This window comes from Variovorax sp. CCNWLW186, assembly GCF_037203865.1.
GTDB lineage: Bacteria > Pseudomonadota > Gammaproteobacteria > Burkholderiales > Burkholderiaceae_C > Variovorax.
The window spans coordinates 46,312-71,409 of sequence record NZ_JBBCBO010000009.1 but is presented as its reverse complement, the minus strand read 5'-3'; the positions used below and the strand labels follow the sequence as shown (position 1 = coordinate 71,409).

The following is a 25,098-nucleotide window of genomic DNA, read 5'->3' as shown; positions in this document are numbered from 1 at the left end:
GCAGGCGTTAGCGCGCCTGAAAAAGTATTCAAGCTAAGCTTTGAACATGCACGAACATCTTTCCACGACCACCGGTCCGCAGCGTCTCTTGTATGGCGCGGTGGCAGGCATTGCCATTGCGGCGGTCGCTCCGCTCGAGCCGATGGTGCGCGGCCTTGCAGGCTGGTGCACCGGCGCTGCGGTCTTCCTGGTTCTCGCGTGGTGGCTGGCCGATACTTTCGATGCACAGCGAACCCGCGAGCGCGCGCAGTCGCTGGACCAGCCCAACCTGGTGATCCTGGTGTCGGTGCTGGTCGCGATTGGTGCGAGCGTGGTTGCCATTGCAATGCTGCTGCAGCAGGTCAAGCTGATGAGCGGTCCCGCGCGGGCCGCGCACATCGCGCTGGGGCTGGTGGCGCTCGTGGGCTCCTGGCTCATGATGCATACGATCTACGCGTTTCATTACGCGCACCGCTACTACATCGACCAGCGGGACGGCTCGCCCGACGGCGGGCTGGATTTTCCGGGCAAGGACGAGCCGGACTATTTCGACTTTTTGTATTACGCCTACGTGGTCGGCATGACTTCGCAGGTGTCGGACGTGCAGGCCACTTCGCGCGAGATGCGGCGCATCACGCTGGTGCACAGCGTGCTCGCGTTTGCATTCAACATGCTGGTGCTTGCGTTGTCGGTCAACGTGGTCGCGGCGGCGATGTAGCGGCGGCCGAGCCCGCGCCCGGCCACAGCTTCACGAGGCCCGTGGAAAGCGCCACGCCGCACACGATGACGGCCGCGCAGATCAGCATCCACTGCGTGATGTTTTCGCCGAGGAACACCGCGCCGTAGAACACCGCGAACACCGGCACCAGGAAAGTCACGGTCAGCGCGCGCGCCGGTCCCGCATTGGCGATGAGCCGGAAGAAAAGGATGTACGCCAGGCCGGTGCAGGCGATGCCCAGCGCCAGCAACGCGAGCCATGCGCGCAGGCTGGGCATTTGCGTGGGCCAGAACCACAGCGCGGGCAACGCAAGGAACAGCGTGGCGCCAATCTGGCTGCCGGTGGCCGTGGCCAGCGCGGGCACACCGCCCAGGTAGCGCCGCGTGGCGCTGGCCGCCACGCCATAGCTTGCGCAGGCGCCAAGACAGGCCAGCACGGCCCACAGCGCGGCATTGCCGCCTGCATCGGCGTGCAAGCCTGCGCTGCGGCTTGCGAGCATGGCAACGCCCGCAAAGCCGATGATCAGCCCGACGATGCGTGAGCCATCGGGCCGGTCGCGAAACCAGGCCCACGCCACCAGCGCGCCGAACATCGGCACCGTGGCGTTGATCACCGCGGCCAGGCCGCTGTTGATGGTGAGCAGCGCAAAGCAGAACAGCGCGAACGGAATGCCGGAGTTCAGCACGCCGATGGCCATGGACGCCTTCCAGTGCTGCGCCAGCACCTCGCCGTGGCCGCGCATGAACAGCAGCGGCAACAAGAAGAGCGTGGCCACGCCGACGCGCACCGCGGCCGCCGGCAAGGCACCGAACTCGGCCGCGCCGATGCGCATGAAAAGAAAAGACGCGCCCCAGAGCGCGCCCAGCAGCACCAGATCGATGAGCCAGGCCTTGGGCTTCGGCGAGTCGGGAGCTGTGGTGTTGTCTTTCGTTGTCATGCTCATGCGTTCTCTTGATGGTGCGCGCGGCCGGAGCCGGCGCTATTTCGATTCGAGTTCCAGCAAGGCGGTCTTGCGGTGAAGCCCGCCAGCGTAACCGGTCAGCGAGCCGTTCGCACCGAGCACGCGATGGCAGGGCACGATCACGCTGATCGGGTTGCGTCCCACGGCCGCACCCACCGCACGCACCGCGGTCGGGTTGCCCACGTTTGCGCTCAGTGCGCCGTAGGTCATGGTCTTGCCTGCGGGTATGGCAAGCAGTGCCTGCCACACGCTCTGCTGGAACGCGGTGCCGTGCGAGAGGTCGAGCTTCACGTCGAAGGTGTCGCGCTTGCCGGCAAAGTAGTCGCGCAATTGCGCGCCGGCTTCGACGAGCGCGGGATGATCGTCCTTGGTCTGCCAGCCCGTGGTGTCGGGCCAGTGGCGCTGCTGGTCGAACCAGACACCCGCCAGGCCTTCGTCCGTGGCCGCCATGGTGATGCCGCCGAGCGGCGTGTCGATGTGCGATGTGTAGATGACTTTGGTCTTGAACTTCATGACGTTTCAGGCGGAGGCGCCTGCCGTTGCGATGTTGCTGGAAGAGGGTTCCGCCGCGGGTGAGTCCGCGGCCGTGGCCGGCGAGGGTGAAGGCGCATGCCATGCGCGCAGCACCGCGTAGCTGCGCCACGGGCGCCATGCCTGCGATGCCTCGCTCGCTGCGCGCGCGGTCGTCACACCCAATGCTTTTTGCAGCGCGACGTCGCCCGCCGGAAACGCATCGGGCCAGCGCAGCGCACGCATGGCGATGTACTGCGCGGTCCAGGCACCGATGCCAGGCAACTCCTGTAGCGCCGCGATGGTCGATGGCACATCGGCACCCGCATGCAGCGCCAGCTTGCCGGCCGCCACTTCGCGGGCGATGCCCTGCAGCGCAGCCTGCCGCTGGCGCACGATGCCGAGTTGACCGAGTGCGTCGCCGCTCGCGGCTGCCACTGCCGCCGGTGTCGGAAACAACCGGTCCAGGCCTTCGATGGGCGTGGCGATGGGTTCGCCGAATGCCGCGACCAGCCGCGAGCCCAGCGTGCGCGCCGCAGCCACGGTGATCTGCTGACCCAGTACCGCGCGCACCGCGAGTTCGAAGCCGTCGACCGTGCCCGGCACGCGCAGCCCGTCGCCATGCGGAAAGGCCTCGTGCAGCGCGGCGTTGATGGCCATCGGCTCGGCGTCGAGGTCGAGCATGGCGCGCGCGCGGCTGATCACGATCGGCAGCACCGCGGCGAGCGAATCGCTGACCGAGAGCAGCATCTGCTCGCGCTCCATGTCGAAGCGCAGTTGCAACCATCCGGCGTGCGTTTGCGCGCCTTGCTGCACGCGCAGCGTGCGGGCCAGCCGCACATAGGCGGGCGTGCTGCCTTTGGCGGGTACCTTGCCGTCGGCCGTGAACGCCACCTCGACGCCGCGCAGCGCACGGCGCGCAAAGAAGCCGAGCATCGCGTTCACGTCGTAAGGTGGACGGAAACCCAGGCGCACTTCAATGGCCTTGCCTTCGCCGCCCTCCGCACCGCCCGCGCGCCGCAGCGCACTCGGGTTGAGGCCGTAGTGCTCCAGAAAAGCGGCATTGAAGCGGCGCACGCTCGCAAAGCCGCTGGCCAATGCCACCTGCGTCATCGGCAAGCGCGTGTCGGCAATCAATTGCTTGGCGGCGAGCAGGCGGCGTGTTTGCAGGTATTGCAGGGGCGAGACGCCGAACTGCGCCTCGAAGATGCGCCGCAGGTGGCGGTCGCTCACGCCGAGCCGCGCGGCAATCTGCGCAGCACCCGGGCCGTCTTCGGCCCATGCATCGGGTTCGTCGATGAGGCGGGCGGCCTGCAGCGCGAGGATGCGCGAGGCATCTTCGGTGGACCAGCTTGCCGCGCGCGGCGCCAGTTCGGGCCGGCAGCGCAAGCAAGGGCGAAAGCCTTCCGCCTCGGCCTGTGCCGCATGGCGGAAAAACCGGCAGTTCTCGCGGCGAGGCAGCTTCACGCGGCAGACCGGCCGGCAGTAGATGCCGGTGGAGGTCACCGCGGTGAAGAACGAGCCGTCGAAGCGCGCGTCGTGTGTCTTCATCGCCAGGTAGCAGGCATCGCTCTCGAGCACTTCGGTGGAGGCAGGTGTGGAAGGCATGGACAAATGATACGGTTTCGACTCGTTTCAACTGGCCGTTTTCGGACATGTGGGCACCAGACTGCTTGCCTACAATGGCTCGGTCTTTAGAACTACAGGGAATGCCTTCTCATGCAACTCAGTGCGTCGATTTTCAAGGCCTACGACATTCGCGGCGTGGTGCCCGTCACGCTCGATGCCGAGGTCGCCGAAGCGCTCGGCCGGGCTTTCGGCAGCGCCGCCCGTGCCGCCGGTGAAAAAACCGTGGCCGTGGGCCGCGACGGCCGCCTGTCGGGCCCTGCACTCGCCGAAGCACTGATCAAGGGCCTTGTTGCCACCGGCATCGAGGTCATCAACGTGGGCGCCGTGACCACGCCCATGCTGTACTTTGCGGCGCACACGCTGTCGAGCAGCGGCATTCAAGTGACCGGCAGCCACAACCCGAAGGACTACAACGGCTTCAAGATGGTGCTGGCCGGCCGAGCCATCTACGGCGACGAGATCCAGGGCCTGCGCAAGGTGATGGAAGAAGGCACCGCCAGGCTCGCACCCGGCGGCAGCGTGCGCAATGTCGACGTGACCGAGGCCTACGTGAAGCGCATCGTCGGTGACATCAAGCTGGCGCGGCCGCTCAAGATCGTGGTCGACTCGGGCAACGGCATTGCGGGCGCTTCGGCACCCGCCATCTTCCGCGCCATCGGCTGCGAAGTGACCGAGCTGTTCAGCGAGGTCGACGGCGACTTTCCCAACCACCACCCAGACCCGAGCCGCCCCGAGAACCTGAAGGACCTGATGGCCGCGCTGGCCACGGGCGAGGCCGAATTGGGCCTGGCCTTCGACGGCGACGGCGACCGGCTGGGCATCGTAACCAAAGACGGCCAGAACATCTTCCCCGACCGCCAGATGCAGCTCTTTGCGCAGGACGTGCTTTCGCGCGTGCCGGGCGGCACCATCGTGTACGACGTGAAGTGCTCGCAGCGCCTGGCGCCGGCCATCGAGGCCGCGGGCGGCAAGCCGATGATCTTCAAGACCGGCCATTCGCTCATCAAGGCCAAGATGAAGGAGATCGATTCGCCGCTCGGCGGCGAAATGAGCGGCCACATCTTCTTCAAGGAGCGCTGGTTCGGCTTTGACGACGGCACCTATGCGGGCTGCCGCCTGCTCGAGATATTGAGCAAGACGCCGAACGCGAGCGACACGCTCAACGCGCTGCCCACGAGCTTCTCCACGCCCGAACTCAACGTGAAGTGCGCCGAAGGCGAGCCGCACGCCGTGGTCGAAAAGCTGGTTGCAGGCGCCAGCTTCGCGGCACCGGCCGTGGTCTCGACCATCGATGGACTGCGCGTCGACTGGCCCGACGGCTTCGGCTTGATTCGCGCTTCCAACACCACGCCGGTGCTGGTGCTGCGTTTCGAAGGCCAGACCGATGCGGCGCTCAAGCGCATCGAAGCCGAGATGCTCGCGCTCCTCAGAACCGTCAAGGCCGACGCGACGCTGGCCGAAGCGTCGCACTGAACCCCGTGCGTTCGCTGCTGCTGCGCCTGTACGGCGTCTTCACCACCGTTGTGCAACCGCTGGTTCGCCGCAAGCTGCGGCGCCGCGCGGTGGCCGAGCCCGGCTATGGCGTGGCCGTGGAGGAACGCTTCGGCTACTACGACGACGCAACCACCGGCGAGGGGCAGTGCTGGGTGCATGCGGTTTCGCTTGGCGAAACACGCGCGGCAGCCATCCTGATCGCGGAATTGCGGCGGCAGTATCCGGGCATCCCCATCCTGCTCACGCACGGCACCGCTACGGGCCGTGAAGAGGGCGCCAAGCTGCTCGAGCCCGGCGACACGCAGGTCTGGCAGCCGTGGGACACGCCGGGCGCGGTGGCGCGTTTTCTCGATCGTTTTCAGCCGCGCATCGGCGTGCTGATGGAAACCGAGGTCTGGCCCGAGATGGCCGCCGCCTGCGCCGAGCGCCGCATTCCGCTGGTGTTGGCCAACGCGCGCCTCAACGAAAAGTCGCTGGCCGCTGCCGAGCGCCTGAGCTGGCTTGCGCGGCCCGCGTATTCGGCGCTGGCCGCCGTGTGGGCACAGACGGAGGCCGACGCGCACCGGCTGGTGTCGCTTGGCGCCAAGGTGGCCGGCATCTACGGCAACCTCAAGTTCGATGCCTCGCCCGACGCGCGCCAGCTCACCGCGGCCGTGGCGTTGCGCGAGCGGCTGCCCAAGCCCATGGTGGTGCTTGCGAGCTCGCGCGACGGCGAAGAGCGCATGCTGCTCGAGGTGCTCAAGCGCTTCGGCGCCACGTCGCCGGTGCCGCCGGAGCAGGGCGCGGTTCGCTCGATTGCCAAGCGCGTGCACGACGTGCAATGGATGATCGTGCCGCGCCATCCGCAGCGCTTCGATGAAGTGGCCGCGCTCATCGAATCGCAAGGCTTTGCCGTGGCGCGCCGCAGCGCGGCCGGCCAGCCGACCGATGCCGAGATATGGCTCGGCGATTCGCTCGGGGAAATGGCGCTTTACTACGGCCTGGCGGATGTCGCGCTGCTGGGCGGAAGCTTCGAACCGCTGGGCGGCCAGAACCTCATCGAGCCTGCCGCATGCGGCTGCCCGGTGGTCATGGGTCCCTCGACCTTCAACTTTGCCGAAGCCGCGCAGCTTTCGCTTGCGGCCGGTGCCTCGCTGCGTGTCGAAAACATGGAGCAGGCCGTGACCGCGGCCCTCAAGCTGGTCGAGAACCCCGAGCGCCGCGCTGCGATGGCGCAGGCCGCGCTGGCCTTCTCATCGTCGAACCGCGGGGCGGCCGAACGCACCGCCGCGGCGGTGCTGGCCATTGCGCAGGCCGCGGACCCCGTGCCGACCGGCGCCGCGCCTCTGGAAGAAGACGCGAGAGCTGAACCTACGCTCGAGTAGCCGCGGAGGCCAGATCCTCAGCGAGCCGGGGGATTCAGGATGACCGGTGGCGGCGGTGCCGAAGGCATCGTCGGTGCCGGCGGATTGAACGGCGGCACGGGCACGGGCGGCACCACGGGAATGCTCGGGGGCGTGACCGGCACCACGGTCGAAGGCGCCGTCTGCGGTCGTTCGCCCAGCGAAGGTTGCGCAGGCTGCGAAGGCTGCGAAGACGGGCCTCCATTCTTCGCCAGCGTTGCGTTGATCGCATTCATGTCGTCCACCGTCAGCGTGCCGTTGGCCTGGCGCAGCCTGAGGTTGCCCAGCAGCACGTTGTAGCGCGCCTGCGCGAGGTCGCGCTTGGTCTGGTACAGCTGGCTTTGCGAATTGAGCACGTCGATGTTGATGCGCACGCCCACCTGGTAGCCGAGGCGGTTGGCGTCGAGCGCGCTCTGGCTCGAGGCCTCGGCGGCTTCGAGCGCCTTCACCTGGCCTGCGCCGGACACCAGCCCGAGGTAGGCCGCGCGCGTGGCCTGCGCCACGCTGCGGCGGGTGCCTTCGAGCACGCTGCGCGACTGGTCTTCGAGCGCCAGCGTTTCCTTGATGCGGTTCTCGGTGGCAAAGCCCGCGAAAAGCGGCATGTTGAACACCACGCCCACCGACGCAGCATCGATGCGCGTGCCCACCGTGCTGGTGCTGGTGCCGTGCGGATTGCGCGTGATGTTGTAGCCCAGGTTGGCGTCCAGCGTGGGCTTGTGGCCGGCTTCGGCCTTGCGGATTTCGAGGCCGGCCACATCGAGGCCGAGCCGCGCCTGGCGGATGGAGGGGTGCGCTTCTTCGGCCTGCGCCACCCAGGCTTCGATATTGGCCGGCATGGCCGTCGGCAGCACCACCGGCTGCGCCAGCGGAACGGGCACGCTGCCGGGCCGGCCGACCAACTGGTCGAGGACGATCTTCTTGACCTGCAGGTCGTTCTCGGCGGCAATCTCCTGCGCAATGACGAGGTCGTAGCGCGCCTGCGCTTCGCGTGTGTCGGTGATGGTGGAGGTGCCGACCTCGAAATTGCGCTTGGCCGATGCGAGCTGCTCGGCCACGGCCACCTTTTGCGCGCGCACCAGCGTCAGGCTGTCCTGGCTGGCGAGCACGTCGAAATACGCCTGGCTCACGCGAACGATCAGGTCCTGCTCGGCCGCGGTGAGCACCGCCTCGGCAATCTCGGCCTGGCGCTTGCCTTGCTCGTAGGTCGCCCAGTTGGCAGGCCGGTAGATCGGCTGCGTGGCATTGATGCCGACGTTCTGCGTGGTGAAGTCGCGCGGCGTGCTGGTTCCGCGGCCGGGGCCGGTCAGGGTGTCGATGTCGAGGTTGTTGCGCGTGGCGCCGGCCGTGAGCCCCACCGCGGGAAGAATGCCCGCCTTGGCCTGGGCGGCACGCGCCACGTTCGCTTCGTACTGGGCTCGCGCGCCCTGGTAGGTGGCGTCGAAGCCGCGGGCGGATTCGTAGAGTTCGTTCAGTGTCTGGCCTTGGGCCGGCAGTGCGAGCAGGGTGGCAAAGAGACTTGCGAGCGCTGCGGAAAGAGGCAAAAGCCTGGGCCTGGAAGGCATTGAACGTCCTTGAAGAAAGAATCAGTAGCGCGGCACGGCAGGGTCGTGCTGTGCGGACCAGGCGTCGATGCCGCCGGCCACGTTGGCCAGTTCGGCAAAGCCGTTCTGGCTCAGGAAGGCCGCCACACGCTGGCTGCGTGCGCCGTGATGGCACAGGCACGCAATGCGCTGGCCTTCGTCGAGTTCGGAAAGCCGGCCCGGAATTTCGTTCATCGGGATGGCGACCAGCGTGAAGCCCTGGGGCGCGACGCTTGCCGTCTGCAGCTCCCAGGGTTCGCGCACGTCGAGCAGCACGGGCGCCGCATCGGGGTTTTGCGCAAACCAGGCTGCGAGATCGGCGGGGCGGACTTGATCGATCATTCGATTGCGCCCGTTCAGAACGAGAAGCGCGAAGGCTCGGGGAAGTTGAGCAGGCGCGGCGCCACCGTGTCCCAGGGCTGGATGGTGTCCCACTTGCTTTCGCTGGTGCGGGTCACGAAGTGCGCGCGCATCATCGGCTCTTCGCCCACGATGGCGGCCAGGCGGCCACCCACCTTGAGGGAGCCGAGCAGGTTCTGCGGAATGCGCGCGACGGAGCCGCTGAGCACGATCACGTCGAAGCTGGGGCCGCTCGGCAGCGGCACGGCGCCGTCGGCGTTGCGCACTTCCACGTTGGCAACGCCGTTCTGGCGCAGTGTTTCGGCGGCGCGGGCGGCCAGCACGGGGTCGATTTCGAGCGACAGCACCTGGGCCGCGCGATGGGCGAGCAGGGCGGCCATGAAGCCGGAGCCGGTACCGATCTCGAGCACCGACTCGTGCTTTTGCACGTGCAGGTCTTGCAGCATGCGTGCCTCGACCTTGGGCGAAAGCATCACCTGGCCGGGAACGGAGCCATCGCCGAGCGGAATTTCCATGTCGAAGAAGGCCAGGCCGCGGTGCGCGGGCGGCACGTAGTCTTCGCGCCGGATGGCAGCCAGCAAGTCGAGAATTTCCAGGTCGAGCACATCCCAGGGCCGGATCTGCTGCTCGATCATGTTGAAGCGCAAGCGCTCGAGGGTGGGGGTCGGGTTCATTGGGGGCTTTTCCTTGTGGGGCTCAGGACAAACCTTCAATTTTAGGTTGCGCCGCGCCCGCTCGCGGAAGCCCGGCCGTCCATGCACGCTTCATGCCGCGCTCTCCGGGCGGCGCGTGAGGCCGTAGAGCACGGTCTCGGCCTGGGTGGCGAGGTACTTTTCAGGGTCGAGCGAGGTGTCTTCGTCGACGCAGACCATGGCCGAGTGCTTCCACAGCATCAGGAAGACCATAGGCGCCACCACCGAGTAGATGGCGTGGTCGATGTCGACCGGCGCGAATTCGCCCCGGTCGATGCCCCGCTGCAGGATGCGGCGCAACAGCGAATGGCCCGGCCGGATCACTTCCTTCCGGTAGAACTCCGCCAGGTCGGGAAAATTGGCGCCTTCGCTCATCATGAGCTTGGTCAGGCCCGAAGCCTTGGTCATGCCGACCCGCTCCCACCAGACGCGCATGCAATAGCGCAGCATGTCCGCCGAGGTGCCCTCGAAGGTTTCGAATTCCTCGTTCCACTCGGAAAACCGGCCGCTGAGGTTTTCGACCACCACGGCCTTGAAGAGCTCTTCCTTGCTCGGAAAATAAAGAAAAAGCGTGCCCTTGGAGACCCCTGCGCGCGCCGCCACTTCCTCGGCGCGGGTGGCGGCAAAGCCTTTTTCGACGAAGAGATCGAGGGCCGCTGCCAGCAGTTCGCCGGGGCGCGCCTCCTTGCGGCGCTCGCGTTTGGAGCGCACCGGGCAGATCTTGTCGACAAAGGAACGGGGGGTGGGCATGAGATTAATGACTCGCGGGTTAGTAATGTAGTGACCAGCATCCGGCCCGTCAAGCCGCGACAATATCGGGTTCGCTTTTTTCCTACCTGCCGGAGCAGCCCATGTCTTCTTCACCGTCGCAAACCGAATCCATCGTGCTGGGCGGAGGCTGCTTCTGGTGCACCGAGGCGGTTTTCGACCGCGTGCAGGGTGTGGTGGACGTCGAATCGGGCTACTGCAACGGCCAGACCGTCAACCCGAGCTACGAGCAGATTTGTACGGGCCGCACAGGCCATGTGGAGGTCGTGAAGGTCGAATTCGACCCCGCCGTCATCAGCCTGCGCGAAATTCTCGAGATCTTCTTTGTGGTGCACGACCCCACGACGCTGAACCGCCAGGGCAATGATGTCGGCACGCAGTACCGCAGCGGCATCTATGTCACGAGCGACGCGCAGAAGGAAGTGGCCCAAGGGGTCATCCGCGAAATCGAGGCCGGCAAGACCTACAGCGCTCCGGTGGTGACCGAGGTGGTGCCGCTCGCCAACTATTCGACCGCCGAGGCCTACCACCAGGACTATTTCCTGAACAACCCGAACCAGGGCTACTGCGCTTTCGTGGTCGGGCCCAAGGTCGAGAAGTTCCAGAAGACCTTCGCCTCGCGCGTCAAGGCCTGATCTTTCGCCCAAAGCCCGCTTCCCGTGCACACCATCGCCAGCCAGGCTCCGCACCGGTCGATTCTGTCGACCCGTGCGATCGCCATCGCGCTGGTGGTTGCGTTGTGGTTCGCGGGCACGCTCGGGCTGATCCACCGGTCGCTGCACGTGCCGGGCCTTGGCCAGGCGACCGCGGCCGCGCAGGCCAGCCACGCCGAAGAGGCGCGCGGGCACGCAGCCCACGCGGCCAAGGCGTCGCACCTGCCTCACGTGTCCCACGGCATTGCCAGCCTGTTCGGTGACCACACCGATGCCGAATGCCGGCTGTACGACCAGCTGTCGCACGGCTCGGGCGCATTGGGCGTGCCCACGGTCATGCTGCCGGTGCTGCTGCCGTCGGCCACCTTTGCCTATCTGCAGGGCGAGGCCATCGCCCGCTGGGTTGCGCTGTTCGACGCGCGCGGCCCGCCTTCCACTCGCTGAATCCCTCCGTGTTCCGGTTGCTGCACCGCGCTTTTTCTGCGGTGGCGGCAGATCGCCCCTTGATTCAACGAGTGCTCATTCATGATTCCCAATTTCCGTCGCAACGCCATCGGCGCTGCCGTTCTTTTGCTGGCTTCCTTCGCGGCCATGGCCCAGGCGCAACCCGCCGAAGCGCCCGCGGCCTCCCTGCCTGAAATTGCCGTCACCGGCAATCCGCTGGGCGCGGCCGACCTGATTGCGCCCACCACCACGCTTTCGGGCGACAAGCTCCTGATGCGCTCCGAATCGACGCTCGGCGAAACGCTCAACAACCTGCCCGGCGTGAGCAGCAGCTACTTCGGTCCCAACGCAAGCCGGCCGATCATTCGCGGGCTGGACGGCGACCGCATCCGCATTCTGCAGAACGGCGGCGGCGCGCCGGATGCCTCGGCGCTGAGCTACGACCATGCGGTGCCGGTGGATTCGCTGGTGACCGACCGCGTCGAGGTGCTGCGTGGGCCTTCTGCGCTGCAGTACGGCGGCAGCGCGGTGGGCGGCGTGGTCAACGTGATCGACAACCGCATCCCGACCGAGACGATCGACGGCTTCGGCGGCCGTGCCGACCTGGGCTTTTCGACCGGCAACAAGGAAAAGAACGGCGGCGTGGTTTTCGAGGGCGGCAACGGCCGCCTGGCGCTGCACGTCGATGCGTTCAACCGCGACTCCAAGGACGTCTCGGCGCCCATCGACCTGGAATGCACCAAGCCCGGCCGTCCCACGCTGGCGCGCAAGATCTGCAACTCGGCCAACGAGGCGCACGGCGGCGCCGTGGGCGGTACGCTGTTCTTCGACCAGGGCTGGATCGGCGCCTCGGCCAGCACCTACCGCAGCAACTACGGCACGGTGGCCGAAGACGACGTGACCATCGGCATGAAGTCCGACCGCTATGCGATCGAAGGCGAATGGCGCCCGGGCGGCATCATCAGCAGCGTTCACGCCAAGCTCAGCCACACCGACTACCGCCACACCGAGTTCGAAGGCGGCGAGGCCGGCACCACCTTCTCGAACATGAGCAACGATGTGCGCATCGAAGTGCGCCACCAGAAGATCGGCAACCTCGAAGGCCTGGTCGGCTTCAGCAGCGAGACCAACCGCTTCGCCGCGGACGGCGCCGAGGCCTTTGCGCCGCACAGCCGCACGCGCTCCAACGCGCTGTTCATGTATGAAGAGCTCGGCACGTCGTGGGGCCGGCTGAGCTTTGGCGCGCGCACCGAGAAGGTCCGCGTTACCTCGCTCGGCTACCCGGACGATCCGAGCGTGACGCGATTTGCCGTTGGCGAGCGCACCTTCAACCCCCACAGCGCGGCCCTGGGCGCGCTGGTGAACCTGACGCCGCAGTGGCAGCTCACCTCGAACCTCGCCTACACCGAGCGCGCCCCGAAGGACTATGAGCTGCTTGCCAACGGACCGCACGTTGCAACGGCCGCATGGGAAGTCGGCAACCCGAATCTCGAGAAGGAAAAGTCGACCGGGTTCGACCTGGGGGCGCAATGGAAGTCGGGCGCCAACACGGCCCGCGTCAACGCGTACGTCACGCGCTTTCGCAACTACATCGGCCTGACGGCTTCGGGCCGCACGCTCGATGAAGAAGGCCAGGTGGTGACCGACCCGGAAGCGACCGACACGCTGGCCGAGTACCTCTACAGCGGCGTGCGCGCGCGGTTCACCGGCATCGAGGCGAATGGCAACCTGCGCCTCTTGGGCACCGACGGCTTTGCGCGTTCGGCCGACGGCTCGACGCTCGACCTGGAGTGGCGCGGCGACATCGTGCGGGCCAAGAACCTCGATACCGGCGAGCCGCTGCCGCGCATTGCGCCATTGCGCCTGGGGGCTACGCTGGCCTATGGCAACGGCCCATGGGGTGCGCGCCTGGGCTTCGACTACAACGCGGCGCAGCGTCGGGTGCCGAGCGTGGGCGCGCGCGAGACCGACTCCTACACGCTGTGGAATGCCGCCGTTACCTATCGCATGAAGGTGCAGCGCGCCAACCTCACCTGGTATGCACGCGTCGACAACATCACCAACAAGCTGGCCTACAGCCCGACGTCGATCCTGACGACGACGGTGTACCCGAACGCGCCGCTGCCGGGGCGTTCGCTGAAGGTTGGCCTGCGCGTGACGTTCTGACCGGAGGCCCGTACCGCTTGCTCTTTCCTCGGCGCGTCCCAGGGGAAGAGCAAGCGGGGATGAATGCACCCTCGGCTATCCTCGACGGGTGAACCCGTTCGTCATTTCTTCGCTGCTGCCGGTCGTCGTCCTGATCGCCGCAGGCTACCTGGCAGGCCGGCGCCGCTGGATCGGCGGCAACGCCGTCAAGGACCTTTCCAACCTGATCTTCCTGTTGCTTGCGCCGGCGCTGCTTTTTCGCGCGATGAGCACGGTGCATGTGGAAGAGCTGAGCTTGAAGCCGGTGGCGGCATATTTCATTGCCTCGGGCCTGCTGTTCGCGGGCACCTTGGCGCTGCGCGGCTTCAACCGCACTGCAGCCGTCATTGCGCTGGCCAACACTTATAGCAACACCGTGATGATCGGCATCGTGCTGGTCGGCCTGGCCTACGGAGAGCAGGGCATGGTGGTGCTGCTCACGCTGATCTCGCTGCATTCGCTGGTGCTGTTGACGAGCGCCACCGTGGTGCTGGAGCTGGCCGTCGCGCGCGAGCATGCGGTGGTGAGCGGGGAGGAGAAGCGTTCCATGGTTGGCACGGTGCTGCGGGCTCTCCGCAACGCCATCATCCACCCGGTGCCGATGCCGATCATCGCGGGGCTGCTGTTTGCGCAGACCGGGCTCGTGATGCCCGACTTTCTCGACAAGCCGATCTTGCTGCTCGGGCAGGCCTTCGGCCCGGTGGCGCTTGTGATGGTGGGCATCACGCTCGCGCTGACGCCCATCGGCCGGCACTGGCGCGGTGCCACGGTGCAGGCCCTGGTGAAGAACCTGCTGCATCCGCTGCTCGTGGCCGGCATCGGCTGGCTGCTGGGCGTGCGCGGCATTCCGCTCACCGTGATGGTGGTGGCGGCGGCATTGCCCATCGGCGCCAACGTCTTTCTCTTTTCGCAGCGCTACCGCACGGCCGAAGACCTGGTAACGGCCAGCGTGGCGGTGTCGACTGTGCTCGCGCTTGCCACGCTCACGCTGGTGATGACGCTGGTGCAGTGGCTCCCCTGAAGTTCTAGTAGCCCCGGGCGCCTATGCCGTTCGGCAGGGTGGCCATTTGGCGAGATGGCGAGCGGCGCCTGCCGCTCTACATTTGCCGGCTGATGATTTACCAGGTGCGGTCTTCGCCGTTTCCCGCCATGGCGCCGATCGCGATGGTGGTCGCGCTGTGCTGTGCCGCCTTTGCCGCAACGGCCACGGCAGATACCAGGCCGTGCAGGACGCCGTGCCTTTCGGCGGGGGTACCGAGGGAGACGGTGCCGCCGACAGCCGAGCTACCGGCAGCCAGGCCAGCGGGGCCCAAGCCAGCTGCGGCAACGCGGCCCAGGCCGCAGGCCGTTGCGGTGGCCGCGCAGCCGGCGCCGCTGCCAGTGCCGGAGGTGGAGAAGCCCGCGGCTCCCAAAAAGCCGCCGCTCTCCAGGCGCTGCAGCGAAATCAACATGCGGGCAGCGGTGGGTGAGCCGCTGTCGGACGAAGACATGAAGATCTTGAGGAGCCAATGCTGATGATGAAAACCATCCACCCGATCGGGACCGTGCTGCGCGTGCTCGCGCTGTGCGCCGCGGCGCTTTCCGTTGCGTGTGCGCACCGGCCCGCGCCGGGCAACGCCATGCCTTTCGACCAGGCCGTCAACCAGGCGGTGGACGACCTGATCGTGCAAACGCAGAAGCTGCCGGCCTTCCTGGCCAAGGTGGAGTCGACCATCAAGCAGAGCCGCATCGTGATCGACCCGCTGCTCGAGGGATCGAGCGGCCAGCAGACCGAAGTGACGCGCGTGGCCGAGCAGCGCGTGGTGCAGCGCATGCAGTCGCAGTTCAAGCAGTTCACCGTCACGCCGTTCAACAGCGCCGAGATCGAGCGCGCCCAGTACGTGCTGAACGGCACGCTGGTGCGCGACAAGGATTCGTCCGATGGGCGTTACCGCCTCAACCTGGCGCTGACGGAAATCAAGAGCGGCGTGGTCATCGCGCAATCGGTGGCGCGCATCAGCGACCCGACGCTGGACACGCGGCCGACGGCCTTCTTTCGCGACAGCCCCGTGAACGGCAAGGACCGCGGCGTGGAAGGCTACATCCGCACCGCCGAAACGCAGCCCGGCCAGGCCGCCGACGCGTTGTACCTGGAGCGCCTGCCCACTTCGACCGTGCTGCAGGAAGCCACCGCGGCCTACGAGGCCGGCCGCATGAGCGAAGCCCTGAGCCGCTACGAAGCCGCATCGCGCCGGCCCGACGGGCAGCAGCTGCGCATCTACAGCGGCCTGTACCTCACGCAGGCGCATCTCGGCCGCGCGGCCGATGCGGAAAAAACCTTCGGCGCCCTGGCGCGGCTCGGGCTGGAAACCAACAACCTGAGCGTGAAATTCCTGTTCAAGCCGGGCTCGACCGACTTCCTGGCCGACCCGAAGATCAGCGCCGCCTATCCGATGTGGCTGCGGCAGATCGCGCGCCAGGCGGCGCAGATCGATTCATGCGTGGTGGTCACGGGCCACACGAGCCGCACCGGCCCGGAGGCGGTCAACGAGCGCCTGTCGCTGCAGCGCGCCGTGAGCGTGAAGACCCGGCTCGTGGGCGAGGCGCCGCCTCTGTCGAAGAAGCTGCGTGAATCCGGCATGGGGTTCCGCGAGAACATCGTGGGCACCGGTGCGGACGACGCAAGCGATGCGCTCGACCGCCGCGTCGAATTCAAAGTCGCAGCCTGCGAGGCTTGACCCAGCTCAGGGTGCGAGCCGTTCACGCACCCAGTTGCCGCCTTCGAGCCGGTAGCGCAGCCGGTCGTGCAGGCGGCTTTTGCGGCCTTGCCAGAATTCCCAGCGGTCGGGCACCAGCCGGTAGCCGCCCCAGTGCGGCGGGCGCGGCGGCGAGAGCAGGTGTTTGGCGGCGGCCACGGCGGCGTTCTTCACCAGCACGTCGCGGCCGCTGATCACTTCGCTTTGCGGGCTGGCCCAGGCGCCGATGCGCGAGTCCAGCGGGCGGCTGGCAAAGTAGGCATCGCTTTCCTCGGCGCTGGTTTTTTCGACCCGGCCTTCGATGCGCACAACGCGTTCGAGCTCGACCCAGTGGAACTGCAACGCCGCATACGGATTGCCCGACAGCTCCCGGCCCTTGCGGCTTTCGTAGTTGGTGTACCAGACGACTCCGCGTGCGTCATAGCCCTTGATGAGCACGATGCGGCTCGAAGGCCGCAGGTCGCTGCCCACGGTGCACAAGGTCATCGCATTGGGCTCGGGCACCTGGGCGTCGATGGCTTCGCCGAGCCAGCGTTCGAACTGCTTCCGCGGATCGTCGGCGCTGTGGGTTTCGCCGAGTTCGGCCCGCTCGTAGCTCTTGCGCAGCGCGGCCAACGTTTCGTTGGTTGGAGGAGAGGTCATGCCGACATTGTTGCGCAAGCCTTGCCCGCCGCCATTCCGCGCACATACTCGGCCCATGGTGACAAAGGCTAATTCTCCGTGGGTGATCGTGCTGGCTTCGGGGCGCGGCGAGCGTTTCAACGCGGCCGGTGGCGTGGGCTCCAAGCTGCAGGCGCCGCTCGCGGGCAAGCCGGTGCTCGAGCGAACGCTCGATGCCGTTCGCGCCAGCGGATTGCCCTGGCGCCTGGAAGACGCCGGCCACCCGGGCATGGGCGATTCGATTGCCGCCGCGGTGCGGGCCACGCCCGACGCCGCCGGCTGGCTGATCCTGCCGGGCGACCTGCCGCTGGTGCGCCCTGAAACCCTGCGCGCGGTGGCGGGGGCCCTCACCGGCCGCACGTGCGCCGCGCAGCCGCAATACAAGGGCGAGCGCGGCCATCCGGTGGGCTTTGCGGCCGGATGCCGCGCGCAGCTCGCGGCGCTGCAGGGAAACTTTGGCGCCGCGCCCATCCTCAAGGCGATGCGGGCCATCGACGCGGTCGCAGACCTTGTGGTGGACGACGTGGGCATCGTGACCGACATCGACACGCCGGAGGCCCTGGCGCACGCCGAGGCCCTTTGGCGGGAGCGCTCGGCGGGGTTGGCTTAACTGGCGATCAGCGCCGCGCGATCACCGCGCATGCCGTGCGCGGGCCGGAGTTGCCGGCTGGCTGGGTCGTGAAGTCGTCGCGGTCGCGATGCACGACGAGCGCGCGGCCCACCACGTTGTTGGCGGCGCCTTCGGTCAGCGAGATCGAGTGGATGTCGACGCGAAAGCGCGCCACGCCGCTGGCATCGGCCACGAGGCTGGGGAGCTCGCCGGCGTGGCTGCCCGGCGCGCCGAACTTGCCGTGCGTGCCGCCGGTGGGGTTGAAGTGGCCGCCCGAGGCGTTGCCGTTGTCGCCGCAGTCGCCTTTCTCATGAATGTGGAACCCGTGCTCGCTGCCCGGTGCCAGGCCGCGCACTTCACCGGCCACACGCACGCCGTGGTCCAGCGCGGTGAAGGTCACCGTGCCGCGCGTGGGGTTGGGCGAGATCGCCGCGGTGGGCATCAGTTCGGCGGCCGCGCTCGGCTTGCCGCCCATCATGCCGCCGCAGGCCGAGAGCAGGGTGCTGGCGAGAAGGGCGGTGCCGGTGGCGATCGAGAGACGATGGTTCATGGTTTTTCCTTGGACGGTCCGGAAGATTGTTGGGAAGAAAAGGAACGGGAAGAAGAAGTTTTTTTGTCCGGAGACCCCGGAACATATACCGGAGCAGGAGGCGTGCCGCAATCAGCCGCGGCGCCGGATTGCGCTTGCTGCGCCTCACGGTCGTGTTGCTCCTGCTGCTCTTGCCTCTCGTGCGCCAGCGCAACCAGCCGGGCCAGTGCCGCATCGTGGATCGAGTGGCGGCGCAACTCCAGCAAGGTCTGACGTGCGTAGTCGAGCGAGCTGCCGTAGCGGCCGACCGCATGGGTGAAGATGTGGCGATAACGCTCGTCGCTGAGCTCCCCAGTGAAATTGGGGCTGCGCCTGGAGAGCGTGAAGGCAAGCGCGCGCACCGGGCCTTCGGGGGTGACGCACTTGAGCCACTTCGGGTCGTACACGCCGGTGGGCATTTCGCGCAGCCAGAGCCTGCGCAGCGTTTCGAGGCCCTGTGCAGCCGGCACGCGGAACACCATGCCGCGGCAACTGCCGCCCGACAGCAGCCCGAAGACGAGGCCCGGCGTCTGCACGCTGCCGCGGTTGATGCGGCTCCACATCTTCAGCGCGCGGTGCCAGCCATGCACCCAGGCAAAGCGCCGCTCGGCAAAGTCGAACTCGGGGCGCCAGATGAGCGAGCCGTAGCCGAAGAGCCACAGGTCCTCGCGGCCGCCCCAGTCGGCAATGGCCTGTTCGAGCATCGGCTGCGGGTCGCGCAACGGCCGGGGCATCGGGTCCAGCCCCGGCGGCCCGGGGTCGGGTGCGGGGCCCGACGGGCCGGCGCCTACAATTTGGCGATCATGGTTCACCGCACCATTATTTACCGACCTCTTCCCTACGGAGAACGCAGACCCATGAATGAAGACGACAGCCAGCAAAAATTCGCCCTCGGGTTTCTCGTGATACTGATCGCGCTGGTGATCTCTTTCGTACTGGGCATCGCGTTCTGGCACAAGGGCAAGAACGCGGCGGCAAAGGCAAGGCCTGCCGTAGCGATTGCAGCGGCCCCCGCTGCGCCGGCGCCCACCACCACGGTGGCCGAGGTCACCGAAACGGTCACAGTCGTGATCCCCGACGGCGCCAGCATCCGCGTGGCCAACGGCGTGGTGAACTTCTATTTCGCGACCGGCAGCGCCGATCTCGCACCCGGTGCCGCCGAGGCGCTGGCCGCCGTCATCAAGGGCGTGGAAAGCGGCCGCAAGGCCGTGGTCTCGGGTTTTCATGACACCACCGGCGACGCGGCCATCAACGAGCAGCTTGCCAAGAAGCGCGCCGAGATGATCCGCGACGTGCTGGTGGGCCTGGGCGTTCCGGCGAGCAAGGTCGACCTGCAGAAGCCCGCTGTCACGGCGGGTTCGGGCAACAACGCAGAGGCGCGCCGCGTCGAAGTCAAGCTCATCGATTGAGCGGTCTCCGCCCAATCAGCCCGTGGATCTCGATGCGGGATGTAAATGCGTATTGCCGGAAGGCCGTTTTCGATCGGCCTTGGTCTTGCTGTCTTGGTACTATTCACTTCCAAGTCGAAGGTCGCAAAAGTGACATTGGCCAGATGCCGGCAGTGCGACCGAATACATCCCCATGAGCACACATCCCACCGTCCTTGACGTTACCGCTCGCATTCGCGAACGCAGCCGGGGGCCGCGCACCGCGTACCTCCAGCGCCTGACCGAAATCCGCAACCGCGACCGCGGCTCCGACCGCATGGGCTGCGCCAATGTGGCGCACGCCGTGGCCGGTATTCCGGCCAACGACAAGTTCAGGGTGGTGACGGAGCGCGCGCCCAACATCGGCATCGTCACCGCCTACAACGACATGCTCTCGGCCCACGCGCCGTACCAGAGCTACCCCGACATCATCAAGAACGAGGCGCGCAGCCTCGGCGCCACGGCGCAGGTGGCCGGCGGCGTGCCCGCCATGTGCGACGGCGTGACCCAGGGCACGCCCGGCATGGAGCTGAGCCTCTTCAGCCGCGACGTGATCGCCATGGGCACCGCGGTGGCGCTCACGCACGACATGTTCGACGGCGCGCTGCTTCTGGGCGTGTGCGACAAGATCGTGCCGGGCCTGTTGATCGGCGCATTGCACTTCGGCCACCTGCCCACCGTGTTCGTGCCCGCTGGCCCCATGCCCTCGGGCCTGTCGAACGGCGAAAAATCCAAGGTGCGCGAGCAGGCCGCGCAAGGGCTGGTCGGCCGGCAGGGCCTGCTCGACGCCGAGATGGCGGCCTATCACACCGTGGGCACCTGCACCTTCTACGGCACGGCCAACAGCAACCAGATGCTGCTCGAAGCCATGGGCCTGCATGTGCCCGGCACGGCCTTCATCCAGCCCGGCGACGCCATGCGCGAAACGCTCACCCGCGAGGCCGTTCGCACGGTGCTCGGCCGCGCGAGCGAAACGGCATTCAATTGCCCGCCCATCGGCGAGGTTGTGAACGAGCGCTGCATCGTCAATGCCATGGTTGCGCTGCTTGCCACCGGCGGCTCCACCAACCACCTGATCCACTGGGTGGCCGTGGCGCGCTCGGCCGGCATCGTGATCGACTGGGACGACTTTTCGCGCCTCTCCGACGTGATTCCGCTGCTGACGCGCGTGTACCCCAACGGTAGCGCCGACGTGAACGCATTCCAGGCGGCGGGCGGTCCGGGCTTCGTGATCGGCGAGCTGCTCGACGCAGGCCTGATGCATGCCGACGTGCTGACCGTGCGCGCCGGCGGCATTCGCGAATTTGCGAACGTGCCCACCATGGCCGACGACAAGCGCCTGGTGTGGCAATCCGCCGCGCCTTCAAAAGATGAAGCGGTGGCTCGGCCGGTGGCGAACCCCTTCAGCGCCACCGGTGGCCTGAAGCTGCTCAACGGCAACCTGGGGCGCAGCGTGATCAAGGTGTCTTCGGTGCCCGACGACCGCCACGTGATCGAAGCGCCGGCGCGCGTTTTCGATTCGCAGGCCGCGCTGCAGCAGGCCTTTACCGCCGGCGAACTCGAGCGCGACGTGGTGTGCGTGGTGCGCTGGCAGGGCCCGCAGGCCAACGGCATGCCCGAGCTGCACAAGCTCACGCCGCCGCTGTCGGTGCTGCAGGGCAAGGGCTTTCGCGTGGCGCTGGTCACCGACGGCCGCATGAGCGGCGCATCGGGCAAGATTCCCGCCGCGATTCACGTCTCGCCCGAAGCCGCCGCGGGCGGCCCGCTCGCCAAGGTGCGCGACGGCGACGTCATACGCCTGGATGCGGTAGCGGGTACGCTTGCCGTGCTGGTGCCCGACGACGAATGGGCCGAACGCGAGCTTGCCAAGCTGCCCGAAGCCAAGCGCATCGCCGACGGCCACGGCCTCGGCCGCGAACTGTTCGCCGGCATGCGGCGCAATGCACTGACCGCGGAAGAGGGCGCATGCTCGTGGCTGTGAACAATGGAGCAATGAAATGACAGACAAACTCACCGCACTCGACGTCATGCGCGATGCGCCGGTCATCCCGGTCATCGTGCTGAACGACGTGAAACATGCCATTCCACTGGCGCGCGCGCTGGTGGCCGGCGGCATCCGCATGCTCGAAGTCACGCTGCGCACGCCGCAGGCGCTCGAGTGCATCGAAGCCATTGCCAAGGACGTGCCCGAAGCCGTGGCCGGCGCCGGCACCATCCGAAGCGCGGCCGATGCGCAAGCCTCGGCGCTGGCCGGGGCCAAGTTCGGCGTGAGTCCGGGCTACACGCGCGCGGTGGGCAAGGCCTGCCACGATCTCGGCTTGCCGCTGCTGCCCGGCGTGGCCACCGGCAGCGAGATCATGACGGCGCAGGAAGACGGCTACACCGAACTCAAGTTCTTTCCCGCGCTGCAAGCGGGCGGGCTGCCGATGCTCAAGGCCTGGCAAGGGCCGTTCGGCGACGTCACCTTCTGCCCCACCGGCGGCATCCATGCGGGCAACGCGGCCGAGTTTCTCGCGCTCTCGAACGTGGCTTGCGTGGGCGGCTCGTGGATCGTGCCGACCGACGCGATCCGCGAAGGCAACTGGGCGCTGATCGAGCAGCTGGCACGCGCCGCGAGCCAACTGCAGCGCTGACCATGCGCGCGGATTTCGACGCGAGCGACCTGAAGGTGATCGCGTTCGACGTTTTCGGCACGGTGGTCGATTGGCACAGCGGCATTGCGGTCGAGGCCGAACTCGCGTTGCCGGGCGTGGACGGCGCCACCTTCGCGCTGGCGTGGCGCGCCGGCTACCAGCCCGCAATGAAATCGGTGATGGAGCGCATTGCCGCGGGCGAAGGCGGCTTCACGCTGCTCGACGAACTGCACCTGAGCATGCTCGAGCAGGTGCTGCATGACTTCGGCCTGACCGAGCAACTCGACACCGCCGCCAAGCGCAACCTGAGCCGCGCCTGGCATCGGCTGCCCGCATGGCCCGACGCGGTCGAGGGGCTCACACGCCTGAAGAAGAAGTTCACCATCTGCACGTTGTCCAACGGCAACATCGGCCTGCTCACCGAAATGGCCAAACGCGCCGGCCTGCCATGGGATTGCGTGCTCTCGGCCGAAGTGTTCAAGGCCTACAAGCCCGATCCGCGCACTTACCTTGGCGTGGCAGGAGTGTTCGACGCAACGCCGGGCCAGGTCATGCTGGCGGCGGCGCACCATGACGATCTTGCCGCGGCGCGCGTGTGCGGCCTGAAGACCGCCTACATCGAGCGTCCCCACGAATTCGGCCGCGCGCAGCCCAAGGATGTTTCGCCGAACGCAGAGAACAACCTGCATGCGCGAGACATCAATCAATTGGCCGATCTGCTGGGCTGCTGATCGCGCCGAGGCTCAGCGGACCGCAATTACCTTGCTCTTGCTGCGCCAAGAGATTTCGCGGACTTGATCATTCCACGCATCATTTGCGTCAGCGGAAATTCCACCAGCTTGTAGACCATGTGCGAAGCCGCAATGGCCGCAACGCCGACCGCAGCGGAAATGGCGAGTATCTGCACCGGCGAGGAAATGCCGAGCAGCTTCACCGTGATGGGAATGCCGACCAGGATGAACGGATGAAAGAGGTACAGCGAATAGGAGCTGTCACCAATGGCCAGCACCGTGCGCATTCTTTTCCAGAATGAGCCAAGCAGGATGATTCCGATGAACATCATGGCCGAAGGAATTGCCAGCGCAAATCCCCGCAACTGGCCACTGCCAAGGCCCTGGGATATGGCCAGGTGGGCGAGAAAAGCACCGGCAACGGTCAGGCCGATGGCGGCAGGAATGTGTTGGCGGAACACCCCCTTCTTGAACGCGACGCCCACGGCCACGCCAAAGGCAAATTCCACGAACAGCGAAAAATTGATGACCTTGGGGTCTACGTTGAAAAGCAGCCCCATGAATGAGCCTGCAGCCAGTACCAGACACGCAATGGTTGCGGTTTTCCGGTTGGCCGTGGGCAGCGCGACAAGCGCCCAGAGCGCATAGAAGATGATCTCGTAGGTCAGCGTCCAGCCGTTGTTCACCAGGTATGGCGCGGTGGTGGGCCACAAGAAAAACGAGGCGGCAATATCCGTTGCTTGCTGCGCGTTGCTGTTGATCAGGTTCGGCTTGAAGATCAGAACCAGCAATGCCAGCAACGAGAGCCCCCAATACAGCGGAAACACCCGCACGATCCGCTTTTCCATGAACTCCACATGCGTCATTGTCTTGTTCGCGGTGACGAAGTAGATGATGAAGCCGCTGATCATGAAGAAGATGTCGACCCCGACGATCCCGAAATCGAACAAGGGGATGGCGCCGCCTGAGAGCGCATGCGATTTTTGCGCGATGTGGTGAACCACCACCAAGAGAGCGGCAATGCCTCTTCCCGCCTGGATGGATTCGACGTACTGGGGCTGGTCGACCGCAATGGATTGAGACTTCACGAGATGCGATCCTGCTGAATGGCGCCAACGAGAGCCGGTGCGCCGGAAGGGGCGGCATTGCTGCTGCGCCGCAGCCGCTTTTCTTCACGCAGTTCGGCTTTCTGCAGCATTGCCATGGCGGAAAAAACAAGCGGGCTCACAATGGCGAAGTGACGGGCAAAGGAGCCGAAATCAGGCTCGAACACGCCTTCGATAATGAGAAAAGACAAAGGCGCCAAGGCAATCTTGCCGGCCTGGATGATCCTTTTATCGTCGGACTTCGCACTCTTGACGATGACCTTCACCATCCAGATGAAGGTGAAAGGCATGATCGAAATAAATGCCAGCTGGCTGACCGATCCAAAGCGCAGAAGCTCGAGCGGAAATGCGAGCCTGAAAAATGTGATCGTCGCATTGAGCGCCTGCAGCAGTGCATTGTCGGAAGCAATGACCGCCTCGATCACCGTTCGCGATCCTTCGGCGCCAACCTCCCGGTTTTCATTGACGGCGAGCCGGGCAAAGTCCAGCGTGACGCCCAGCGCAATCTGGAATGTCAGCGCCAGTGCGATGTAAACCAGAACAATGACGACCAGCAGCCTGAATACAGTGAGCTGCTTTCTGATGAGCCTCAGCCCGAACCAGACGCCGCTGACCAGCAGCCAGTACTTTCTGACGACCCAGCCGTAAATCGTGGCGGACAACAGCCACGTGAGCCCGAACCATGGTTGCCGCGCGGCCATGACCGAAACGAGGACCACGGCGGCGGACAGCATGTCCTTGGAGAGAACAGAAAGAAAAATCGCCCGGATGACGCCCCAGGCCAGCGACGCGAGAAATACGCCCAAGGGAATGCGGGCGAACTGAAAGATGGGAATCAAGGTGAGCGACACGCTCAGCAGGGCGCCCGCCAATGGCGCGGTGCCGGCGCTCAACCCCACCGATTCAAGAAGGAACGCGCTGCAGGCGTAGGAGTTTCTTTCCTCGATGGTGGTGGAGGTCAGCTGGCATGAATCGGCGCCGAAGAAGCTCAGCAGCGTGTCCTCGTCCGGAAAGATCTGGGCTGCCGTGTCGTGATACGCGAACGGAATGGCTCCAACGACGAGCGCGGCAAATAGAAATACGATGAGCGATATTGCCGGGTCGATCGCCTTGCCGCGGATGCTTAAACTGGTCAAATTCGTTCCGCTTTAGAAGAAAGCGCTCATTTGGAAGACGGGGAAAAAATCAACGAGCCATTTCAATACTTTTGAACTGCTATCCGCGTTCAAGCATGAAAGTTCTTGTTGCAAATTCGGGCGTCTGAAGCGTTAAGC

26 protein-coding genes are annotated in these 25,098 nt (G+C 66.3%); 13 read left to right on the top strand and 13 right to left on the bottom strand.

Translation table 11 applies throughout. From position 1 onward, the window contains the following. The first annotated feature begins 46 nt into the window (after nucleotides 1–46). A complete protein-coding gene (locus tag V9K97_RS13200; protein ID WP_337318541.1) occupies nucleotides 47–697 on the top strand; it encodes a DUF1345 domain-containing protein in 651 nt (216 codons plus the stop codon). On the opposite strand, the gene V9K97_RS13195 is transcribed toward V9K97_RS13200, so the two are convergent. The 3 genes from V9K97_RS13195 to V9K97_RS13185 are packed head-to-tail and all read right to left on the bottom strand — an operon-like array spanning nucleotide 672 to nucleotide 3,776. Then, the gene (locus V9K97_RS13195) at nucleotides 672–1,640 is read right to left on the bottom strand and encodes a DMT family transporter (RefSeq protein WP_337318540.1); all 969 of its coding nucleotides are present in this window, start codon (nucleotides 1,638–1,640) and stop codon (nucleotides 672–674) included. The two genes, V9K97_RS13200 and V9K97_RS13195, sit on opposite strands and share 26 nt — an antisense overlap. Before the next feature lie 36 nt (nucleotides 1,641–1,676). Next, nucleotides 1,677–2,171, bottom strand: coding sequence for a methylated-DNA--[protein]-cysteine S-methyltransferase (locus tag V9K97_RS13190; protein WP_337318538.1), 495 nt, complete (start codon nucleotides 2,169–2,171; stop codon nucleotides 1,677–1,679). Nucleotides 2,172–2,177: 6 nt separating this feature from the next. Beyond that, a complete protein-coding gene (locus V9K97_RS13185) occupies nucleotides 2,178–3,776 on the bottom strand; it encodes a DNA-3-methyladenine glycosylase 2 family protein (protein ID WP_337318536.1) in 1,599 nt (532 codons plus the stop codon). Nucleotides 3,777–3,887: 111 nt separating this feature from the next. Here V9K97_RS13185 and V9K97_RS13180 point away from each other — a divergent pair, with 111 nt between their 5' ends. Further along, nucleotides 3,888–5,270 carry a phosphomannomutase/phosphoglucomutase gene (locus V9K97_RS13180; protein WP_337318534.1) on the top strand — a complete coding sequence of 461 codons (1,383 nt, stop codon included), beginning with the start codon at nucleotides 3,888–3,890 and terminating at the stop codon, nucleotides 5,268–5,270. Nucleotides 5,271–5,275: 5 nt separating this feature from the next. After that, nucleotides 5,276–6,655, top strand: coding sequence for a 3-deoxy-D-manno-octulosonic acid transferase (locus V9K97_RS13175; RefSeq protein ID WP_258501582.1), 1,380 nt, complete (start codon nucleotides 5,276–5,278; stop codon nucleotides 6,653–6,655). Nucleotides 6,656–6,672: 17 nt separating this feature from the next. Here the strand turns inward: V9K97_RS13175 and V9K97_RS13170 are convergent, their stop codons facing one another. The 4 genes from V9K97_RS13170 to V9K97_RS13155 form a co-directional block, all read right to left on the bottom strand. After that, nucleotides 6,673–8,235 (bottom strand): TolC family outer membrane protein, encoded by a 1,563-nt coding sequence (locus V9K97_RS13170; RefSeq protein WP_337318532.1) that lies wholly within the window; start codon nucleotides 8,233–8,235, stop codon nucleotides 6,673–6,675. 21 nt (nucleotides 8,236–8,256) lie between these two features. After that, nucleotides 8,257–8,595 carry a rhodanese-like domain-containing protein gene (locus V9K97_RS13165; protein WP_157614927.1) on the bottom strand — a complete coding sequence of 113 codons (339 nt, stop codon included), beginning with the start codon at nucleotides 8,593–8,595 and terminating at the stop codon, nucleotides 8,257–8,259. Nucleotides 8,596–8,609: 14 nt separating this feature from the next. Next, the gene (locus V9K97_RS13160; RefSeq protein WP_258501579.1) at nucleotides 8,610–9,287 is read right to left on the bottom strand and encodes a protein-L-isoaspartate O-methyltransferase family protein; all 678 of its coding nucleotides are present in this window, start codon (nucleotides 9,285–9,287) and stop codon (nucleotides 8,610–8,612) included. Between the two features lie 90 nt (nucleotides 9,288–9,377). Beyond that, nucleotides 9,378–10,055, bottom strand: coding sequence for a TetR/AcrR family transcriptional regulator (locus V9K97_RS13155; RefSeq protein WP_337311582.1), 678 nt, complete (start codon nucleotides 10,053–10,055; stop codon nucleotides 9,378–9,380). A gap of 101 nt (nucleotides 10,056–10,156) precedes the next feature. On the opposite strand from V9K97_RS13155, the gene msrA reads away from it, so the two are divergent. The 4 genes from msrA to V9K97_RS13135 all read left to right on the top strand — a co-directional run bounded on the left by msrA (nucleotide 10,157) and on the right by V9K97_RS13135 (nucleotide 14,375). Further along, nucleotides 10,157–10,708 (top strand): peptide-methionine (S)-S-oxide reductase MsrA, encoded by a 552-nt coding sequence (gene msrA / locus V9K97_RS13150; protein ID WP_337318530.1) that lies wholly within the window; start codon nucleotides 10,157–10,159, stop codon nucleotides 10,706–10,708. 24 nt (nucleotides 10,709–10,732) lie between these two features. Then, the gene (locus V9K97_RS13145) at nucleotides 10,733–11,170 is read left to right on the top strand and encodes a hypothetical protein (RefSeq protein WP_337318528.1); all 438 of its coding nucleotides are present in this window, start codon (nucleotides 10,733–10,735) and stop codon (nucleotides 11,168–11,170) included. A gap of 81 nt (nucleotides 11,171–11,251) precedes the next feature. Further along, nucleotides 11,252–13,336: a TonB-dependent receptor gene (locus V9K97_RS13140; RefSeq protein ID WP_337318527.1), complete on the top strand. Its 2,085-nt coding sequence runs from the start codon at nucleotides 11,252–11,254 to the stop codon at nucleotides 13,334–13,336. Nucleotides 13,337–13,424: 88 nt separating this feature from the next. Further along, a complete protein-coding gene (locus V9K97_RS13135) occupies nucleotides 13,425–14,375 on the top strand; it encodes an AEC family transporter (protein WP_337318526.1) in 951 nt (316 codons plus the stop codon). Nucleotides 14,376–14,472: 97 nt separating this feature from the next. Here V9K97_RS13135 and V9K97_RS13130 read toward each other — a convergent pair whose 3' ends face one another. Further along, nucleotides 14,473–14,844, bottom strand: a complete 372-nt coding sequence (locus tag V9K97_RS13130; protein ID WP_337318523.1) for a hypothetical protein — start codon at nucleotides 14,842–14,844, stop codon at nucleotides 14,473–14,475. Between the two features lie 18 nt (nucleotides 14,845–14,862). Here V9K97_RS13130 and V9K97_RS13125 point away from each other — a divergent pair, with 18 nt between their 5' ends. Continuing rightward, a complete protein-coding gene (locus tag V9K97_RS13125) occupies nucleotides 14,863–16,071 on the top strand; it encodes an OmpA family protein (RefSeq protein ID WP_443303276.1) in 1,209 nt (402 codons plus the stop codon). Between the two features lie 6 nt (nucleotides 16,072–16,077). Here V9K97_RS13125 and pdxH read toward each other — a convergent pair whose 3' ends face one another. Further along, nucleotides 16,078–16,731: a pyridoxamine 5'-phosphate oxidase gene (gene pdxH / locus V9K97_RS13120; protein ID WP_337318520.1), complete on the bottom strand. Its 654-nt coding sequence runs from the start codon at nucleotides 16,729–16,731 to the stop codon at nucleotides 16,078–16,080. A gap of 55 nt (nucleotides 16,732–16,786) precedes the next feature. Between pdxH and V9K97_RS13115 the strand changes: the two genes are divergently transcribed. After that, nucleotides 16,787–17,359: a nucleotidyltransferase family protein gene (locus V9K97_RS13115; RefSeq protein WP_258501566.1), complete on the top strand. Its 573-nt coding sequence runs from the start codon at nucleotides 16,787–16,789 to the stop codon at nucleotides 17,357–17,359. 7 nt (nucleotides 17,360–17,366) lie between these two features. On the opposite strand, the gene V9K97_RS13110 is transcribed toward V9K97_RS13115, so the two are convergent. Both V9K97_RS13110 and V9K97_RS13105 read right to left on the bottom strand, forming a co-directional pair. Next, nucleotides 17,367–17,909 carry a superoxide dismutase family protein gene (locus tag V9K97_RS13110; protein ID WP_337318517.1) on the bottom strand — a complete coding sequence of 181 codons (543 nt, stop codon included), beginning with the start codon at nucleotides 17,907–17,909 and terminating at the stop codon, nucleotides 17,367–17,369. After that, complete coding sequence (locus V9K97_RS13105; RefSeq protein ID WP_443303273.1) at nucleotides 17,906–18,739, bottom strand: gamma-glutamylcyclotransferase; 834 nt, start codon at nucleotides 18,737–18,739, stop codon at nucleotides 17,906–17,908. Before V9K97_RS13105 ends, V9K97_RS13110 begins: the two co-directional genes overlap by 4 nt. A gap of 45 nt (nucleotides 18,740–18,784) precedes the next feature. Here V9K97_RS13105 and V9K97_RS13100 point away from each other — a divergent pair, with 45 nt between their 5' ends. The 4 genes from V9K97_RS13100 (at nucleotide 18,785) to V9K97_RS13085 (ending at nucleotide 22,718) form a co-directional block, all read left to right on the top strand. After that, nucleotides 18,785–19,336: an OmpA family protein gene (locus V9K97_RS13100; protein WP_337318514.1), complete on the top strand. Its 552-nt coding sequence runs from the start codon at nucleotides 18,785–18,787 to the stop codon at nucleotides 19,334–19,336. Nucleotides 19,337–19,508: 172 nt separating this feature from the next. Further along, complete coding sequence (gene edd / locus V9K97_RS13095; RefSeq protein WP_337318512.1) at nucleotides 19,509–21,335, top strand: phosphogluconate dehydratase; 1,827 nt, start codon at nucleotides 19,509–19,511, stop codon at nucleotides 21,333–21,335. Between the two features lie 16 nt (nucleotides 21,336–21,351). After that, nucleotides 21,352–21,987, top strand: a complete 636-nt coding sequence (eda, locus tag V9K97_RS13090) for a bifunctional 4-hydroxy-2-oxoglutarate aldolase/2-dehydro-3-deoxy-phosphogluconate aldolase (RefSeq protein ID WP_258501562.1) — start codon at nucleotides 21,352–21,354, stop codon at nucleotides 21,985–21,987. A 2-nt stretch (nucleotides 21,988–21,989) separates the two neighbouring features. Further along, nucleotides 21,990–22,718: a haloacid dehalogenase type II gene (locus tag V9K97_RS13085; protein ID WP_337318510.1), complete on the top strand. Its 729-nt coding sequence runs from the start codon at nucleotides 21,990–21,992 to the stop codon at nucleotides 22,716–22,718. A 26-nt stretch (nucleotides 22,719–22,744) separates the two neighbouring features. Here the strand turns inward: V9K97_RS13085 and V9K97_RS13080 are convergent, their stop codons facing one another. Together V9K97_RS13080 and V9K97_RS13075 are read right to left on the bottom strand one after the other, a co-directional pair. After that, entirely contained in the window at nucleotides 22,745–23,806 is a 1,062-nt protein-coding gene (locus V9K97_RS13080; RefSeq protein ID WP_337318508.1) for an acyltransferase family protein, read from the bottom strand. Next, nucleotides 23,803–24,960, bottom strand: coding sequence for a hypothetical protein (locus tag V9K97_RS13075; protein ID WP_337318506.1), 1,158 nt, complete (start codon nucleotides 24,958–24,960; stop codon nucleotides 23,803–23,805). The genes V9K97_RS13080 and V9K97_RS13075 overlap by 4 nt, the downstream gene beginning before the upstream one ends. Nucleotides 24,961–25,098 lie beyond the last annotated feature (138 nt).

What these genes read in the sequence shown, in the direction of transcription:
- V9K97_RS13085 (WP_337318510.1), top strand. Translation starts at nt 21,990, where the DNA reads ATGCGCGCGGATTTCGACGCGAGCGACCTGAAGGTGATCGCGTTCGAC.
- V9K97_RS13140 (WP_337318527.1), top strand. Translation starts at nt 11,252, where the DNA reads ATGATTCCCAATTTCCGTCGCAACGCCATCGGCGCTGCCGTTCTTTTG.
- V9K97_RS13170 (WP_337318532.1), bottom strand. Translation starts at nt 8,235, where the DNA reads ATGCCTTCCAGGCCCAGGCTTTTGCCTCTTTCCGCAGCGCTCGCAAGT.
- msrA (WP_337318530.1), top strand. Translation starts at nt 10,157, where the DNA reads ATGTCTTCTTCACCGTCGCAAACCGAATCCATCGTGCTGGGCGGAGGC.
- V9K97_RS13115 (WP_258501566.1), top strand. Translation starts at nt 16,787, where the DNA reads ATGGTGACAAAGGCTAATTCTCCGTGGGTGATCGTGCTGGCTTCGGGG.
- V9K97_RS13190 (WP_337318538.1), bottom strand. Translation starts at nt 2,171, where the DNA reads ATGAAGTTCAAGACCAAAGTCATCTACACATCGCACATCGACACGCCG.
- V9K97_RS13180 (WP_337318534.1), top strand. Translation starts at nt 3,888, where the DNA reads ATGCAACTCAGTGCGTCGATTTTCAAGGCCTACGACATTCGCGGCGTG.
- pdxH (WP_337318520.1), bottom strand. Translation starts at nt 16,731, where the DNA reads ATGACCTCTCCTCCAACCAACGAAACGTTGGCCGCGCTGCGCAAGAGC.
- V9K97_RS13160 (WP_258501579.1), bottom strand. Translation starts at nt 9,287, where the DNA reads ATGAACCCGACCCCCACCCTCGAGCGCTTGCGCTTCAACATGATCGAG.
- V9K97_RS13125 (WP_443303276.1), top strand. Translation starts at nt 14,863, where the DNA reads ATGCTGATGATGAAAACCATCCACCCGATCGGGACCGTGCTGCGCGTG.
- V9K97_RS13195 (WP_337318540.1), bottom strand. Translation starts at nt 1,640, where the DNA reads ATGAGCATGACAACGAAAGACAACACCACAGCTCCCGACTCGCCGAAG.
- V9K97_RS13110 (WP_337318517.1), bottom strand. Translation starts at nt 17,909, where the DNA reads ATGAACCATCGTCTCTCGATCGCCACCGGCACCGCCCTTCTCGCCAGC.
- V9K97_RS13100 (WP_337318514.1), top strand. Translation starts at nt 18,785, where the DNA reads ATGAATGAAGACGACAGCCAGCAAAAATTCGCCCTCGGGTTTCTCGTG.
- V9K97_RS13200 (WP_337318541.1), top strand. Translation starts at nt 47, where the DNA reads ATGCACGAACATCTTTCCACGACCACCGGTCCGCAGCGTCTCTTGTAT.
- edd (WP_337318512.1), top strand. Translation starts at nt 19,509, where the DNA reads ATGAGCACACATCCCACCGTCCTTGACGTTACCGCTCGCATTCGCGAA.
- V9K97_RS13130 (WP_337318523.1), bottom strand. Translation starts at nt 14,844, where the DNA reads ATGTCTTCGTCCGACAGCGGCTCACCCACCGCTGCCCGCATGTTGATT.
- eda (WP_258501562.1), top strand. Translation starts at nt 21,352, where the DNA reads ATGACAGACAAACTCACCGCACTCGACGTCATGCGCGATGCGCCGGTC.
- V9K97_RS13185 (WP_337318536.1), bottom strand. Translation starts at nt 3,776, where the DNA reads ATGCCTTCCACACCTGCCTCCACCGAAGTGCTCGAGAGCGATGCCTGC.
- V9K97_RS13155 (WP_337311582.1), bottom strand. Translation starts at nt 10,055, where the DNA reads ATGCCCACCCCCCGTTCCTTTGTCGACAAGATCTGCCCGGTGCGCTCC.
- V9K97_RS13165 (WP_157614927.1), bottom strand. Translation starts at nt 8,595, where the DNA reads ATGATCGATCAAGTCCGCCCCGCCGATCTCGCAGCCTGGTTTGCGCAA.